Genomic DNA, 15,562 nt, shown 5'->3' on the forward strand with positions numbered 1-15,562 from the left:
CCGCGGCAGCTAAGAAGAAGCAGCCCGAAACGCATGATGCCGGGGAGCATATCCGACGGACCGGGCGTACGCCGCTCGCGTATCACCATACGGGACGGCGTACGGCGGGGACGCTCCGGAACCGTCCCCGGCGGCCGCGGCACCACCGGGCAGGACGCCCGTCCGGCCCCGGCCGGGCCGCACCCGGCCGGCCGGCCCGGTCACTCCGGTCAGTCAAACGGCGCGCTTCACTCCATTTCACTAATACCGCTCGCCGCTAGTGACAGCGCGGTGCCCCGGTGTCACATTGCCATGCATGGCATTCCACACCGTCTTCTGCACCGTCGTCCCGCCGCATCTGCTGGACAAGCTGGCGCGGGCCGAGAATCCGCAGATCGCCGACCGCGCCCAGCGCACCCTGGAGCAGGACGCCGCCCAGCGAACCCGCCGCCGGATCACCACGGTCCGCGGCTTCGCGGCCGCCGTGGCACCGGCCGTCCCGGCGGAGGACGCCCAGCCGCGGCGCACGATCTACGACTGCGAGAACCGCACGGTGCTCCCGGGCCGCAAGGTCCGCGGCGAGGGCGACCAGCCGGGGCAGGACGCCACCGTCAACCGGGTCTACGCGGGCCTGGGCGCCACCTTCGAGCTGCTGCTGAAGCAGTACGGGCGGAACTCCCTCGACGACGCCGGGCTGAAGCTGGACGCCAGCGTCCACTACGACCGGGAGTACGGGAACGCCTTCTGGGACGGCTCCCAGATGGTGTTCGGCGACGGCGACGGCGAGATCTTCCTCGACTTCTCCATCCCGGTCGACGTGATCGCCCACGAGCTGGCCCACGGCCTCACCCAGTACACCGCCAATCTGGAGTACTTCAGCCAGTCCGGCGCGCTCAACGAATCCGTCTCGGACGTCTTCGGCGCCCTGGTGAAGCAGTACGTCCTCGGCCAGACCGCCGACCAGGCCGACTGGCTGATCGGCGAGGGGCTGCTGGCGCCCGAGGTCACGGGCGTGGCGCTGCGCAGTATGAAGGCCCCGGGGACCGCGTACGACGACGATGTCCTCGGCAAGGACCCGCAGCCCGCGACGATGGACGACTACGTCCGCACCGGCCGGGACAACGGCGGCGTCCACATCAACTCCGGCATCCCCAACCACGCCTTCTATCTGCTCGCCACCGAGCTGGGCGGCAAGGCCTGGGAGCGGGCCGGGCAGATCTGGTACGACACCCTCACCGGCGGCGAGCTGTCGACGGACGCGCGGTTCAGCGAGTTCGCCGGGCTGACGGTCGCCGCCGCGCGGGCCCGCTACGGCGACGGCGCCGAGTTGCAGGCCGTGCAGAAGGCCTGGTCGACGGTCGGGGTCCCGCACTCCTGACGCCCGTTCCCGACTCCCCCGGGCGGGGCGGTCCGCTACCGCCCCGCCGGGATCCGTGAGAGAACGGATGCCATGCGTATCCAGGTACGGCGCACCGGCGGCTTCGCCGGTATCGAGCGCCTCGCGGCGGTGGACACCACCGGGCGGCCCGACGCGGACGAGTGGCGGGCGCTCGCCCGGGCGGCGGTCGGGGAGAGCGGTCCCGCGGGCCCCGTCCCGACCGGTGTGCCGGACGGTTTCGCGTACGAGATCACCGTCGACGGCCGGACGGTCCATACGGCCGAGCCCCGGCTCGGCCCGGCCCAGCGGAAACTGGTCTCCCGGGTGCTCCGGGAAGGCGCCTGAGACAGCCGGGCAGGGGCGCCCCCGGGATGCGGCCGGGGCGCGCCGGGCCGGAGCCGCGGCGCGCCCGGCGGCTCAGAAGCCGAGCTTGCGGAGCTGCTTGGGGTCGCGCTGCCAGTCCTTGGCGACCTTGACGTGCAGATCGAGGAAGACGGGCGTGCCGAGCAGCGCCTCGATGTGCTTCCGGGACTTGGTCCCGACCTCCTTCAGCCGCTGCCCCTTGGGGCCGATGATGATCCCCTTCTGGCTGGACCGCTCGATGTACACATTGGCGTGGATGTCCAGCAGCGGACGGTCCTTCGGCCGGTTCTCGCGGGGGATCATCTCCTCGACGACCACGGCGATGGAGTGCGGCAGCTCGTCGCGTACGCCTTCGAGCGCGGCCTCGCGGATCAGCTCGGCGACCATGACCTGCTCGGGCTCGTCGGTGAGGTCGCCCTCCGGGTAGAGCGCCGGGCCCTCGGGCAGCAGCGGCACCAGCAGATCGGCGACCAGCTGCACCTGCTTGCCGCCGACCACCGACACCGGGATGATCTCGGCCCACTCGAAGCCCAGCTCCCGGGCGAGCTGGTCGACGGCGATCAGCTGCTCGGCGAGGGTCTTGGAGTCCACCAGGTCCGTCTTGGTGACGATGGCGACCTTGGGGGTCTTCTTGATGCCCGCCAGCTCCTTGGCGATAAAGCGGTCGCCGGGGCCCAGCTTCTGGTCCGCGGGCAGACAGAAGCCGATCACGTCGACCTCGGCCCAGGTGGTGCGGACGACGTCGTTGAGCCGCTCGCCGAGCAGGGTGCGCGGCTTGTGGAGGCCGGGGGTGTCGACCAGGATCAGCTGCGCGTCCGGGCGGTGCACGATGCCCCGGACGGTGTGCCGGGTGGTCTGGGGCCGGTTGGAGGTGATCGCCACCTTCTGGCCGACCAGAGCGTTCGTCAGGGTCGACTTGCCCGCGTTGGGGCGGCCGACGAAACAGGCGAAGCCCGCCCGGTGGGGGGCGGACTCGGTGGGCTCGATACGCACGCTCATGCCGTTCATTCTCCCCGATCCGGGCCGCCGCCGTACCCGCTCCCCCGCCGGGCCGCTCCCGGGTGTCGTGGTACGGGGGCGTACGGGCCCCGGACGGCGGCCTTCCGGGCGGCCCGGGGAGGCCATGCGGGGCCGGGCGGACGGGGCCTTCGCCCAGCTCGGGGCGGCCCCGGCCGGCCGTCCCCGCCGCTCAGGGTGCCCGGACCGGCCGGGGCGCGGTCCCGGCCCGGCGCACCCGGCGGCGGGCCCGGACCAGCAGGACCCCGCCCGCGGCGAGCAGCGCCAGCAGCGCGCCCGGCAGCCAGGGCACGGCGGCGTACCGGGCCCCCGCGGAGTCGCGGACGTCCCCGGCGGTCGCGGTGATCCGTATCTCACCCCATTCGGCCCGCGGCGCGCCCTGCCAGCGCTCGGTCAGCCGGATCCGCTGGCGGGGCAGCAGCTCCGACGGGACGCCCGCCGCCGCCCGGCGGAGCAGGGTGCGGCCGAAGAGCCCCTCGGCCCGGAGGGCGACCGCCGGGCCGAGCGTCGTATTGCCGCGGTTGTGGAGGGTGTACGAGATCAGAGCGCTGCTCGCGCCGGTGCCGGGCAGCAGCGGGCCGTCCCGGCGCACCACGATGTCCTCGACGGAGAGCGCGGGCACGGCGGGGCCGTTCACCCGGAGGTGGACCCGGGCTCCCACGGCCTGCCGGACGCCGACCGCGACGGGCCCCCCGGTGGTGGCGATGCGCTCGTCGAGGGCGACCAGGGCCCCGGCGTGGTCGCCGGGTTCGGCGTCCGCGGGGACGGTCAGGGTGTACGGGACGGTGACGGCGCCGCGCGGGGGCACAGTGATCCGCTCCCGGGCGGGCCGGGCCCAGGCGCCGATACCGCGCTGCCGTTCGGTGACGGCCCGGACGGCGAACCCGCCGTCGCGCCGGGTGTTGTAGGCGTCGGCCGCGTACAGCCGGAAGGAGAGGGGCGCAGCGGTCTTGTTGGTGACGGTCACCCGGTCGGTGAGGGTGGCGCCGGGCGCGGCCGCGAGATGGAAGTAGGGGCGGCCGCCGGGCCCCGGGGCGACGGGGTAGACGGACCATTCGCCGTTCTCGGCGGCCCGGGCGCCGGGGCCGGCCGGGACGACGGGCAGGACCGCCAGGGCGAGCAGCAGAACGACCGCCGCGGCGCGGCGGGCGGGGCCTCGCCGGCGGGGTACGGCGGGCCGGACGGTTCGGTACGGGAACGGCCTGGGCACGGGTGCGGTCCCCCGGGGTCGGGGCGGCGGGGCGGGTGCGCGCCCCGGCCGCCGGGCGGTCAGGTGAGGGTGAGCGTGAGCACTCCGGCGTAGGCGCCGGGCGCGGTGAACGCGGGCACGTTCAGCGAGAGCTTCGCGTCCACGGTGAACTCGCCGCCGGTCAGGGCGCCGTCGGGGGTGGACGCCAGGGTGGCGCCCTCGGCGCCGACGGTCCCGGCGGATCCCGGGGCACAGGTGCTGGGGCTGCCCGTCCCGGTGGTGCAGGCCGGGGTCCAGCTCAGGGCTCCGGCGTCGATCCGGCCGCCGGGTCCGGTGAAGTCGGTGACCTTGCCGGTGAGGGACCAGCCCGCGGGGCCGCCGCGGAAGTCCTTGACGGTCACGGTCCGGAGGTCGCCGGTCGCCGTCCCGCCGGTCCCGAAGTCCACGGCGGACAGCTGGACGGCGTCCCCGGCCTGGGTCATCGACAGGGTGCCCGCGGTCACGGAGGCGGTCAGCCGCTGGCTGTTCCGCGGCAGCGGGGTGTCGTCGACGACGGTGTACGCGGCCGGGCCCGCGCCCTTGCCGGCGGTCCAGGCCGGTCCTTCCCAGGCCACGATTCCGGTCGTGGCCTTGTCGTTGACCTTGAGCCGGGCGGTGAAGCCGCCGTTGGCGTCGGCCTTGAAGGTCAGCTTGTCGGCGGTCTCGGCGGCCCCCGCCCGGCCGGCCACGGTGATATCGGCGAGCGGGGTGAACCTGCTGCCGGTGACGGTGACCCGCTCCCCCGGCTTCCCGGAGGCGGTGGCGAGGGAGATCGCGCGTTCGTTGGCGCCCGGCCGCTCACCGGCGACGATCGTCCGCGAGACCGGCGCGGGCGGGGCGGAGACCGTACAGGGGGTGTCCAGCTCCATGATGTAGCTGGTGTGGATGTTGTAGTCGCCGGGCGAGAGGGTGATCGAGCCGGCCGTGGTGACCGTGAAGGTGCCGGTCATCGAGAACGGCGGGAACTCCCCCTTGCCGGGCACCGGCGGGTTCTTCTTCGGCCCGGCGACGGTGAGGCCGCCGGACTGCGCGCCGCCCAGGGTCACCTTTCCGGTCGGCGTCATGATGTCGGCGGGCAGGGCGAGGTCCACCGGATTGCTCGCGGCGGGCCTGGTCACCCGGTAGGTGACGGTGACGACATCGCCGACCTGCGGCGTGGCGTTGTCGACGGTGATGTCGGCGGTGGTGGTGCCGTTGATGGGCGGGATGCCCGCGATGGGCGGCGGGACGCAGCGGGTGGCGAAGTCCACCGCCGCGGCGGTGGTCGTCGCTGCGGTGGTCGCCGCTCCGGCGGGCGCGGTGAGGACGGCGGTGGACGCCAGCAGCGCCGCGCCGCCGAGTGCCGCGGCCCACCGGAGCGGACGGCCCGGGACCGGTCCGGCGGCCGGTCTTCCGGCTGGTCTTCGCCCGGCGGTCCGGGTGGCAAGGGCCATGGATATGCCTCCTTCGGAAGGCTGCACGGGTTTCGGGGATCCCCGGGGCCGGGTGCCCGGGGATCCCGGACGCCGGGGAACCCGGGAGGCGCGGACGGCCATTGACGAGGGGGGACGGGAAGAAGTCAAGGCGGACGGACCCCGTTGACTGATGACCCATCAGATACTGTCAAGATCCGGGACAGGAGCGCCGGGACCGGGCGGCAGGGGCGGCGGCCGGGACGGGGAGTCCGCCGCGAACGGCGCCGCCCCCGTCCGGCAGGAGGCACCGGACGGGGGCGGGCCGCGGCCGGGACCGCACCTGCCTGCGCGCGGCGGCCCCGGACCGGCCGGCCGGAAACCGGCCGGGTCAGAACACGAACGGACCCGGCGACTGGGAGGTCACCGCGTCACAGCTCACCGGGAATCCGAAGATCGTCATCGTCAGCGCCGGTCCGGCGAAGTACGAGTTGAGCGTGTCACCGGGCGCGACGGTCGCCGACAGCGGCCCGATCTCCACCGGACCCCAGGCGGGCAGCGCCGGATTCCGCGTCCCGGTGAAGGACTTCGTACCGCCGCCCGCCTTGGCAAAGGTGAGCGTCGCGTTGATGGTGTCGGCCCCCACGGCCACCGGGGTCGTCACCGCGGACCGCAGGGTCATGGTCGCCCTGGTCCCGGACTGGGTGGCGGTCAGCCTCGCCTGGCCGCCGCCCCAGGTCCCGCAGTCGTAGTCGGCCGTCGCCAGGGTGGGCGTGACCGCCCCGGCACCGGGGGCGTAGGCCAGCGACAGGGCGGCCAGCGCCATCGCCGTCACCGCACCGGCCCCCGCGATCCGGCCCCGTCCGCCGGACCGGGCCCGGCCGCCGCCTCCGCCCGTGCCCCTGTCCCTGCCTGCGCCTGTGCCTGTGCTGTCTCGCATGCGTACCCCTTTCGCTCCCCGTGGGGATCCGTCGGTGCAGCCCGCCGGGCACGGGCACCCGGCCGTTGACACGCTTCAGTGCAGGGCGTGAGCGGACGGGCACACCGCGCCGGAGGCTGCGGTCACAAGGGTGTGCGTGGATCGCCGGTGAACTCCGCGGGCGGGGTGCGCACGCCGCACGGCAGAAACGGACGGCCGGAACCGGCCCGGAACCGCGGCTCGGGTCCCGGACCCGACCGCCGGGGAAAATCTGACGATCCGTCGGTCGAGCTGCTGTTCATTGATGCGCAACCGGCCGGGGATTGCAAGACGGATCCCCCGGTTTTCTGGGCCGATTGCCCCTGCGCCCTCCGGGCCGCCCGGGCTCAGACGCCCGAGGGACCACCGGTGGGACAGCGCCCGAGACGTAGAAGGCCGCCGGACGGAACGCGGGGGAAGGGCCGCCGACCGGCCCACCGGCGGCCGTACCCGGCAGCGGGGCGGACCGTCGTACGGAGCCGGTCCCGGCCACGGTCCGCTCGCCGGAGGCGGCGGCAATGGGCGGCGTCCGGACGGAACAGCGCCCGGGGAGCGGGAGGGCGGGACGGCCGCGCCCCGGCCCCGGGCCCCGACTTCTGCCGTCAGCCCGCGAGTACCGTCGCGACGAGCTGCCCGTCGGCCCCCGCCAGCAGCACCGGCGTCTCCGGCCCGCCCAGGTCCCGTACCGCGGCCCGGTCCTCCTCGGAGAGCGACCCGCTCTCACCGACCACCGCCGCCGCCTCCAGCGACTTCGCCCCGCTCGCCACCGCCATCGCGACGGCGGTCCGCAGCGCGCTCAGCCGCAGCGACGGCAGGGCCACCGTCCCGGCGACGTACGTCCGCCCGGTCTCGTCGCGTACGGCGGCACCCTCCGGCACCCCGTTGCGGGCCCGCGCGCTGCGCGCCAGCGTGATGATCTTCCGGTCCTCGGGCCCGGGCCCGGTGGCCGCGCCGGTGTCCTGCGGTTCACTGCTCTGCGTCATGCCCAGAGCATAGATCGCGGGGTCCGGGGCGCGGCCCGCCCGGACGAGGGGCGGACCGCCCCGGCCGTGGCGGCGTGGCCGGGGACGGTCAGGGGCGATCGAGCGTCAGCCGGACCGCCCTCGGGAGCCCCGCCACCACCAGGTCGTACGAGTCCTCCACCAGCTCCCGGACCAGCCGCGGCGGCAGCTCGCCGACCGTCAGCGTGTTCCAGTGGCGCTTGTTCATGTGGTAGCCGGGGACGATCGCCGGATGGGCGGCCCGCAGCCGGACCGCGTTCTCCGGATCGCACTTGAGATTGACCTTCAGCGGGGCACGGTCCAGCCACGCCAGGGCGAAAACCTTTCCCGCGACCTTGAAGACGGAGACCTCGTCCCCGAACGGGAACTCCTCCACGGCGGCGTTGAAGCCGAGGCAGAACGTCCTCAGCCCGGCCGCCCCCAGCGGGCGGCCGCCCCCGCCCCCGGTCATGCCGCCGACTCCTCGCCGGGCGGCGGAACGGGCTCCACCAGAACCGTGACGATGCGGTTGCGCCGCCCGGCCGGTGACTCGGCGGTGAGCTTCAGCAGCCGGCCGCCGGGCAGTTCGAACCGGCCCGCGGCACCGGCGATCGGCACCCGGCCCAGCGCCTTGGCCAGCAGTCCGCCGACGGTCTCGACATCCTCGTCGTCCAGCGCGTCCACCCCGTACAGCTCGCCCAGATCCCCGATGTCCAGCCGGGCGGTCACCCGGAACCGGTCGTCGCCGAGTTCCTCGACGGGCGGCAGCTCGCGGTCGTACTCGTCGGTGATCTCACCGACGATCTCCTCCAGGATGTCCTCGATGGTGACGATCCCGGCCGTACCGCCGTACTCGTCGACGACGACGGCGACATGGTTCCGCTTCTGCTGCATCTCGCGCAGCAGGTCGCCCGCGTTCTTGGTGTCGGGGACGAAGACGGCCGGGCGCATCGCCGTGGACACCACATCGGACTCGGCGTCCCGGTTGACATGCGTCTTGCGGACCAGGTCCTTGAGGTAGACCACGCCGACGACGTCGTCCTCGTTCTCCCCGGTCACCGGTATCCGGGAGAAACCGGAGCGCAGCGCGAGGGTCAGGGCCTGGCGGACGGTCTTGTGCCGCTCGATGCAGACGAGATCGGTCCGCGGCACCATCACCTCGCGCACCAGGGTGTCGCCCAGTTCGAAGACGGAGTGCACCATCCGGCGCTCGTCGTCCTCGATGAGCGACTCCTGCTCGGCCAGGTCGACCAGGGCCCGCAGCTCGGCCTCCGAGGCGAACGGCCCCTTGCGGAAGCCCTTGCCGGGGGTGAGGGCATTGCCCAGCAGGATCAGCAGCTGCGGGATCGGGCCCATGATCCGGGCCAGCGGCAGCAGGACGTACGCGGCGGCGGTCGCGGTGCTCAGCGGGTGCTGGCGGCCGATCGTGCGCGGCGAGACGCCCACCGCGACATACGAGACCAGGACCATCACCGCGATGGCGACGAGCAGCGCCTCCCAGGTCTCGGGGAAGGCCTGGAGACAGCCGTAGGTGACCAGCACCCCGGCGGCCGTCTCGCAGGCCACCCGGGCCAGCAGGGCGACATTGAGATAGCGGGTCGGGTCGGCGGCGACCTGGGCCAGCTTCGCCGCCCCGCGCCGCCCGGAACGCAGCGCCTCGGCGGCCCGGAAGCTCGACACCCGGGCGATACCGGCCTCGGCGCAGGCGGCCAGCCAGGCGACGACGACCAGCAGGACCGCCCCGGCGATCAGTGCGCCGCTCATGACACGGTCGGGGCCGGGGAGGGCCCGGTGAGCCCCCGCTCGCCCCGCCAGCCGTCGACGATGGCGGCCTGGAGACCGAACATCTCCGCCTTCTCGTCGGGCTCCTCGTGGTCGTACCCGAGGAGGTGGAGCACTCCGTGGACGGTGAGCAGTTGCAGCTCCTCGTCCATGGAGTGCCCCGTCGGTGCCTCCTGGCCCTGCTTCTCGGCCACCTCCGGGCAGAGCACGATGTCACCGAGGAGGCCCTGCGGGGGCTCCTCGTCGTCCTTGGCGGGCGGCCGCAGCTCGTCCATCGGGAAGGACATGACATCGGTCGGCCCGGGCAGGTCCATCCACTGGATGTGCAACTGCTCCATGGCCTCGGCGTCCACGACGATCACCGACAGTTCGGAGAGCGGGTGGATGCGCATCCGGGCGAGGGCGTAGCGGGCGATGTCGAGCACCGCCTGCTCGTCGATCTCGATTCCGGACTCGTTGTTGACGTCGATCGACATGGTCTGGTTCGTACTACTTCCCGTGGGAGCCTCGGCCGTCGTGCGGATGCGGCCGGCCGTGCTGCTGGGCACCGCCGGCCCGCTCGCCCGCGCGGCCGTCGTACTTCTCGTACGCGTCGACGATACGGCCGACGAGCCGGTGCCGGACGACGTCCTGGGACGTGAGCCGCGAGAAGTGGACGTCCTCGACACCGTCGAGGATGTCCTGGACCTGACGGAGACCGCTCTTGGTCCCGTTCGGCAGGTCGACCTGGGTGACATCACCGGTGATGACGATCTTCGAGTCGAAGCCGAGGCGGGTCAGGAACATCTTCATCTGCTCGGGGTTCGTGTTCTGTGCCTCGTCGAGGATGATGAACGCGTCATTGAGCGTGCGACCCCTCATGTAGGCCAGCGGCGCCACCTCGATCGTCCCGGCCGCCATCAGACGGGGAATGGAGTCCGGGTCGAGCATGTCGTGCAGGGCGTCGTAGAGCGGGCGCAGATAGGGGTCGATCTTCTCGTAGAGGGTGCCGGGCAGGAAGCCCAGGCGCTCGCCGGCCTCGACGGCGGGGCGGGTCAGGATGATCCGGGTGACCTGCTTGGACTGCAGGGCCTGGACCGCCTTGGCCATGGCGAGATAGGTCTTGCCGGTGCCCGCGGGGCCGATGCCGAACACGATCGTGTGCTTGTCGATGGCGTCGACGTAGCGCTTCTGGTTGAGGGTCTTGGGGCGGATGGTCCGGCCGCGGCTGGAGAGGATGTTCTGGGTGAGCACCTCGGCCGGGGTCTCCCCGCCGTCGCCGCTGCCGTTCGCCTCCGCCCTGAGCATGGCGATCGAGCGTTCCACCGCGTCCTCCGTCATCGGTTGTCCCGTGCGGAGCACGAGCATCATCTCGTTGAAAAGCCGCTGGATCAGGGCGACTTCCGAGGGATCCCCGACCGCGCTGATCTCATTTCCCCGGACATGGATGTCGGCCGCCGGGAAAGCCGCCTCGATCACGCGCAGCAGGGAGTCTCCGGAGCCGAGGACCGTCACCATCGGGTGCTTCGCCGGGACGGTGAAGAAGGCCCGTGCCTCGCCGGGTTCCGTACGCCGCTTCGGCCCGGAACGCTGTGCCTGCTTCGAGGTCTGTGCTGTGGGTGTCTGAGTCATGGGCCGGCTCTGTGGCCTGCGCCTACCTCCTGATGCAGGGTTCTCGCCGCTCGACAACCTCTGGGACACCAGCGTACGACGCGGGACCGTCAACGGCCGAGGGCATTTCCGGGGCCGGGTGCCCGCGGGCTCCGGCCCCGGGCGGCCCGGGGTGCGGCGCCGCAGGTCAGGCGGGGCTGCGGAAGCCGATCGTGGGGACGGCCCGCCGCAGCGGCAGCGGCCGGGCCGGGGCGGGCAGCAGATCGTCGAGGAACGTGTAGCGGCGCAGTGCCGCCGGATCCTGGCCGGGGGACTCCCGGACGTACCGCCACCAGGCGGCGATCTCCCACCAGCCGGGCGCGGAGAGCGAACCGCCGAACTCCTGCACGGAGAGCGCGGCCGTGAGCCCGGCGAACGCCAGCCGGTCGGCGAGGGGCCAGCCGGCCAGGGTGCCGGTGACGAATCCGGCGACGAACACGTCGCCCGCGCCCGTGGGGTCGAGCGCTTCGACGGCGATCGCGGGGACCTCGGCGCATTCGCCGGTGGCCCCGTCGACCGCGTATGCCCCCTCGGCACCGAGGGTGACGACCGCGGTCGGTACGTAGGCGGTGAGCGCGTGGGCGGCCCGGCGCGGGCAGTCGGTGCGGGTGTAGCGCATCGCCTCCTCCGCGTTGGGCAGGAAGGCCTCGCAGTGCGCCAGGCCGGTCAGCCGGGCCGGGTCCCAGCGGCCGGTCTCGTCCCAGCCGACGTCGGCGAAGATCCGGGTGCCGCCGGCGGCGGCCGCGGCGATCCAGGGGGCCGGTTCGGGGTCCAGGGAGGCCACCGCGGCCCTGGCGGGCGGGCAGTCGGACCGTACGTCCGGCGGGGGTGCCTCGTGGCCGTGGGAGACCATGGTGCGCTCGCCCTCGTAGGCCATGGAGACGGTCACCGGGGAGTGCCAGTTGGGTACGGTCCGCGACGGGCCGAGGTCGATGCCTTCGCCCTGTTCGAGGGCGTCCCAGCAGTAGTCGCCGTAGTGGTCGTCGCCGAAGGCCGCGGCCAGGGAGGTCCGCAGGCCGAGCCGGGCCAGGGCGGTGGCCATGTTCGCGACGCCGCCGGGGCTGGAGCCCATGCCCCGGGCCCAGGACTCGGTACCGCGCACCGGCGCGGAGTCGAGGCCGGTGAGGATGATGTCGAGGAAGACCGTGCCGGTCAGATAGACGTCGCACGGCGGGTCCCCGTCGGCCCGCAGCGCGGCGAGCGGATCGAGCAGGCCCGGGTGCCGCGCGGGCCGTCCGCCGTCGCCCTGCGCGGGCGGGTGCGGGTGCGGGTGGTCGGTGTGCTGCTGCGCGCCGTATCGGGTGGTCACCGTGCCGCTCCTGTGCGTGGTGCAGATCCGGCCAGTGTGCCAAATCCCTGCCGGGTCCGGTGTGATCACGGTATGCCGGTCCGGCCGCGGACGGTACGTGCCCGACCGCGCACGGCCCCGGCGGCGCTACGGCCGCGGTGAGGCCGGGCGGGACGGGGCCGGGGCGGCCGGGCGGGGGCGGTACGGCCCCGGGGCGGGCGGCCCCGGAGCCGGGGCCGTCAGCCCGTCTCCGCGCCCCCCGGCGGGAACTCGTACGCCTCCACCGCCGCGATCAGCTCCGCCCGGCGCTCCTCGTCGTCCTCCAGGAACGACGCCTCGAAGGAGTTGCGGGCCAGTTCGCGGAGTTGTTCCTGCTCCAGGCCCAGGGCCTCGCGGACGGCGTGGAAGGTGTCGCCGACGTATCCGCCGAAGTACGCCGGGTCGTCGGAGTTCAGCGTGCAGAGCAGCCCGGCGGCCATCATCCGCGGCAGCGGGTGCTCCTCCAGCGTGTCGACGGCCCGCAGCCGGACGTTCGACAGGGGGCAGAGCGTGAGCGGCATCCGCTCCCGGACCAGGCGGTCCACCAGCTCGCCGTCCTCCAGGCAGCGCAGCCCGTGGTCGATCCGCTCGACGCCCAGCACGTCCAGTGCCTCCCGGATGTACGAGGCCGGCCCCTCCTCGCCCGCGTGCGCGACGCGCCGCAGCCCCAGCTCCGCCGCGGCCGCGTAGACCTCCCTGAACTTGGCGGGCGGATGCCCCACCTCCGCCGAGTCGAGTCCGACACCGGTGATCCGGTCCAGATACGGGCGGGCGGCGAGCAGCGTCTGCATCGCGGACTCGGCCGACTGGTCGCGCAGGAAGCACATGATCAGCCTGGTGGAGATGCCGTACCGCCCGGGCGCCGCGTCCAGCGCCCGGCCCAGTCCTTCGACGACCGTGCCCAGCGGCACACCGCGGGCGGTGTGCGCCTGCGGGTCGAAGAAGATCTCGGCGTGGCGTACTCCCTGGGCGGCGGCGCGGGCCAGATAGGCGTCGGCGAGTTCGAAGAAGTCGTCCTCGGTGCGGAGTACCGCCATCAGGCCGTAGTAGAGGTCCAGGAAGGACTGGAGGTCCTCGAAGAGATAGGCGCGGCGCAGCTCTTCGGTGGAGCGGTAGGGCAGTGTGACGCCGTTGCGGTCGGCGAGGGCGAAGGCGAGTTCGGGTTCGAGGGTGCCTTCGATGTGGAGGTGGAGTTCGGCCTTGGGGAGCGGGGGCTGGTGCGGCACGGGGGGTCTTTTCTGAACCGGAGTGAGTGGTACGGGTGGTGCGGGTGGTACGGGTGCGGTGCTCAGGGGGCGGCGCGCCTGGGCACGGGGATCCTCATCAGGTCCTTGGCGACGGTCAGTTCGCCCTGGTATCCGGCGGCCCGCGCCTGCCGTTCGAACTCGGAGGCGTCGGCGTACCGCTGGGAGAAGTGGGTGAGGACCAGGTGCCGTACGCCGGCGTCCCGGGCCACCCGGGCGGCCTGGCCCGCGGTGAGATGGCCGTGGTCGACGGCGAGCCGTTCGTCCTCGTCGAGGAAGGTGGACTCGATGACCAGGAGATCGCAGCCCTCGGCGAGGGCGTGGACGCCGTCGCAGAGCCGGGTGTCCATGATGAACGCGAACCGCTGTCCGCGGCGCTCCTCGCTGACCTCGTCGAGGGTGACTCCGCGGATGCTGCCCTCCCGCTGGAGGCGCCCGACGTCCGGGCCGCGGATACCGCGTTCGGCCAGCAGTCCGGGCAGCATCCGGCGGCCGTCGGGTTCGGTCAGCCGGTAGCCGAAGGACTCGACGGGGTGCGAGAGCGCCGCCGCCTCCAGGGTGTACGCGGGGGTGCGGGCCAGCACTCCGCCGGTGGTGACGGGCCCCTCGGTGAGGGAGACCGTCTCGCGGTAGGCGGTGGCGTACCGCAGCCGTTCGAAGAAGCGCTGCCCGCTCGCCGGATAGTGCGCGGTGATCTCGTGCGGGACGCGGTCGAGGTTGATCCGCTGGATCACCCCGGCGAGGCCCAGGGAGTGGTCGCCGTGGAAGTGGGTGATGCAGATCCGGTTGATGTCGTGGGCGGCGACCCCGGCGCGCAGCATCTGGCGCTGGGTGCCCTCGCCGGGGTCGAACAGCAGGCCCTCGGAGTCCCAGCGGAGCAGATACCCGTTGTGGTTGCGGTGACGGGTGGGCACCTGGCTCGCCGTGCCGAGGACGACGAGTTCGCGTAGGGACACGTTCGTGCTGCCTGTTCTGTCGCTGCCGGTCGGGTGGGGACCGGGACCTATCCGGGGGGCCAGTTGAGGCCGCGCCCGGCGAGCAGGTGGGCATGGGCGTGGAAGACGGTCTGTCCGGCGCCGGCGCCGGTGTTGAAGACGATCCGGTAGGCGTCGGCCTGTTCGTCGGCGGCGACCCGTCCGGCCTCGGCGAGCACCGCGGCGGCGAGGCCCGGCTCGGCGGCGGCGAGGGAGGCGGCGTCCGGGTAGTGGGCCTTGGGGATCACCAGGACATGCGTCGGCGCCTGCGGGTTGATGTCGCGGAACGCGACGACGTCCGCGGTCTCCCGGACGACGGTCGCGGGCACCTCCCCCGCCACGATCTTGCAGAACAAGCAGTCCGCCTGCGGTTCTCCCGCCATGCCCGGCTCCTCCTCGACTCGTGGACTCCTGAACCCGCCGGCTCCCGGACCGTACCGGTCACCGGCGTCTGCATCGTATCGACCGGGTGCGGGCCGCGGGCCGCCGGGCGGTGCGGGGGCGGGCGTACGGAGCGGGTGTCCGAGGCGGGTGCAACGGAGCGGGCCGGGTGCGGGGCTCAGCCGTCGCGGGTCACGGTGCGGGTGGCGGTGACGGTGACCGTCGTGGTCACCTCGACGGTCCTGGTGACGGTCGGCCGGGGGCGTTCGCCGGGGGTCCTGGTGGCCGGGGCCCGGGACCGGCCCTGGTCGCAGTCGCCGAGGTATCGGGCCTCGAAGACGAGCTTTCCGTCGACCCGGGCGTCGAGGTCGCCGCGGACGCAGGTGCCCGAGGTCTCGTCGGTGACCTTCCCCTTGAGGGCGATGGCCTGTCCGCTGCGGGTCAGGCCCTCGCAGGCGACGGTCGCCGTGCCGGGGGCGGTGGTGCCGGGGGCCCTGGACTCCGTACGGCCGCGTTCGCCCGCCACCGTGGCCGTACAGCTGAAGCTGCGGACGTCGAAGCCGATCCGCTCCAGCGTGGCGCGCGCGGTGTATTTCGTGGTCATGGCCACGGACGACGAGGAGAGCGAGCGGTCGTCGCGGGGTTCGCAGGCCGTGGTGCCCGCCGCGACCGCGGCCACCGCGAGGGCGGCGCCGAGGGCCCGCAGCCGTACCGCCGCCCTGCCACGGCCCGCGCCCGGGCGGAAGCCGCGCGGGGCCCGCCCACCCCGGAGACCCTTCATGGAGCCGTTCATGGAGGAAGGGTGGCACCGCGCGGCCGGGAGGAAAAGACCGGTTGCGGCCGACCTCACCCGTACGGGTCGGCGGCGCGCCGGACCCGCCGGGCGTCGGACGGTTCCGGCGCGGGTCCGCGGGCGACCGCCGGAACCCGC

General features: G+C 73.7%; 16 protein-coding genes. 2 read left to right on the plus strand and 14 right to left on the minus strand.

From position 1 onward, the window contains the following. Positions 1 to 295 precede the first annotated feature (295 nt). Entirely contained in the window at positions 296 to 1,357 is a 1,062-nt protein-coding gene (locus ACWDR0_RS04395; protein WP_456350102.1) for a M4 family metallopeptidase, read from the plus strand. A 72-nt stretch (positions 1,358 to 1,429) separates the two neighbouring features. After that, positions 1,430 to 1,702: a protealysin inhibitor emfourin gene (locus ACWDR0_RS04400; protein WP_456350103.1), complete on the plus strand. Its 273-nt coding sequence runs from the start codon at positions 1,430 to 1,432 to the stop codon at positions 1,700 to 1,702. 72 nt (positions 1,703 to 1,774) lie between these two features. Here ACWDR0_RS04400 and era read toward each other — a convergent pair whose 3' ends face one another. The 14 genes from era to ACWDR0_RS04470 all read right to left on the minus strand — a co-directional run bounded on the left by era (position 1,775) and on the right by ACWDR0_RS04470 (position 15,424). After that, the gene (era, locus tag ACWDR0_RS04405; RefSeq protein WP_456350104.1) at positions 1,775 to 2,728 is read right to left on the minus strand and encodes a GTPase Era; all 954 of its coding nucleotides are present in this window, start codon (positions 2,726 to 2,728) and stop codon (positions 1,775 to 1,777) included. Between the two features lie 181 nt (positions 2,729 to 2,909). Beyond that, positions 2,910 to 3,947, minus strand: coding sequence for a WxL protein peptidoglycan domain-containing protein (locus ACWDR0_RS04410; RefSeq protein ID WP_456350105.1), 1,038 nt, complete (start codon positions 3,945 to 3,947; stop codon positions 2,910 to 2,912). Positions 3,948 to 4,006: 59 nt separating this feature from the next. Then, a complete protein-coding gene (locus tag ACWDR0_RS04415; protein WP_456350106.1) occupies positions 4,007 to 5,398 on the minus strand; it encodes a beta-xylosidase in 1,392 nt (463 codons plus the stop codon). Positions 5,399 to 5,747: 349 nt separating this feature from the next. After that, positions 5,748 to 6,182 carry a hypothetical protein gene (locus tag ACWDR0_RS04420; protein WP_456350169.1) on the minus strand — a complete coding sequence of 145 codons (435 nt, stop codon included), beginning with the start codon at positions 6,180 to 6,182 and terminating at the stop codon, positions 5,748 to 5,750. Between the two features lie 734 nt (positions 6,183 to 6,916). Next, on the minus strand, positions 6,917 to 7,297 hold the full coding sequence (locus ACWDR0_RS04425) for a cytidine deaminase (protein WP_456350107.1): 381 nt from the start codon (positions 7,295 to 7,297) through the stop codon (positions 6,917 to 6,919). Between the two features lie 88 nt (positions 7,298 to 7,385). After that, positions 7,386 to 7,766: an MmcQ/YjbR family DNA-binding protein gene (locus ACWDR0_RS04430; RefSeq protein ID WP_456350108.1), complete on the minus strand. Its 381-nt coding sequence runs from the start codon at positions 7,764 to 7,766 to the stop codon at positions 7,386 to 7,388. Further along, positions 7,763 to 9,058, minus strand: a complete 1,296-nt coding sequence (locus tag ACWDR0_RS04435; RefSeq protein ID WP_456350109.1) for a hemolysin family protein — start codon at positions 9,056 to 9,058, stop codon at positions 7,763 to 7,765. The genes ACWDR0_RS04430 and ACWDR0_RS04435 overlap by 4 nt, the downstream gene beginning before the upstream one ends. Continuing rightward, positions 9,055 to 9,552 (minus strand): rRNA maturation RNase YbeY, encoded by a 498-nt coding sequence (gene ybeY, locus ACWDR0_RS04440; protein WP_456350110.1) that lies wholly within the window; start codon positions 9,550 to 9,552, stop codon positions 9,055 to 9,057. Before ybeY ends, ACWDR0_RS04435 begins: the two co-directional genes overlap by 4 nt. Positions 9,553 to 9,565: 13 nt before the next feature. Continuing rightward, on the minus strand, positions 9,566 to 10,687 hold the full coding sequence (locus ACWDR0_RS04445) for a PhoH family protein (RefSeq protein WP_456350111.1): 1,122 nt from the start codon (positions 10,685 to 10,687) through the stop codon (positions 9,566 to 9,568). Positions 10,688 to 10,853: 166 nt separating this feature from the next. Then, a complete protein-coding gene (locus ACWDR0_RS04450) occupies positions 10,854 to 11,918 on the minus strand; it encodes a carbohydrate kinase family protein (protein WP_456350170.1) in 1,065 nt (354 codons plus the stop codon). Positions 11,919 to 12,232: 314 nt separating this feature from the next. Next, positions 12,233 to 13,258, minus strand: a complete 1,026-nt coding sequence (locus tag ACWDR0_RS04455; RefSeq protein ID WP_456350112.1) for an adenosine deaminase — start codon at positions 13,256 to 13,258, stop codon at positions 12,233 to 12,235. A gap of 62 nt (positions 13,259 to 13,320) precedes the next feature. Next, positions 13,321 to 14,232, minus strand: a complete 912-nt coding sequence (locus tag ACWDR0_RS04460) for a ribonuclease Z (protein WP_456350113.1) — start codon at positions 14,230 to 14,232, stop codon at positions 13,321 to 13,323. 47 nt (positions 14,233 to 14,279) lie between these two features. Beyond that, positions 14,280 to 14,633: a histidine triad nucleotide-binding protein gene (locus ACWDR0_RS04465; RefSeq protein ID WP_456350114.1), complete on the minus strand. Its 354-nt coding sequence runs from the start codon at positions 14,631 to 14,633 to the stop codon at positions 14,280 to 14,282. 176 nt (positions 14,634 to 14,809) lie between these two features. Further along, complete coding sequence (locus ACWDR0_RS04470; protein WP_456350115.1) at positions 14,810 to 15,424, minus strand: hypothetical protein; 615 nt, start codon at positions 15,422 to 15,424, stop codon at positions 14,810 to 14,812. Positions 15,425 to 15,562: the final 138 nt, after the last annotated feature.

It is taken from the genome of Streptomyces sp. NPDC003691 (assembly GCF_053981115.1).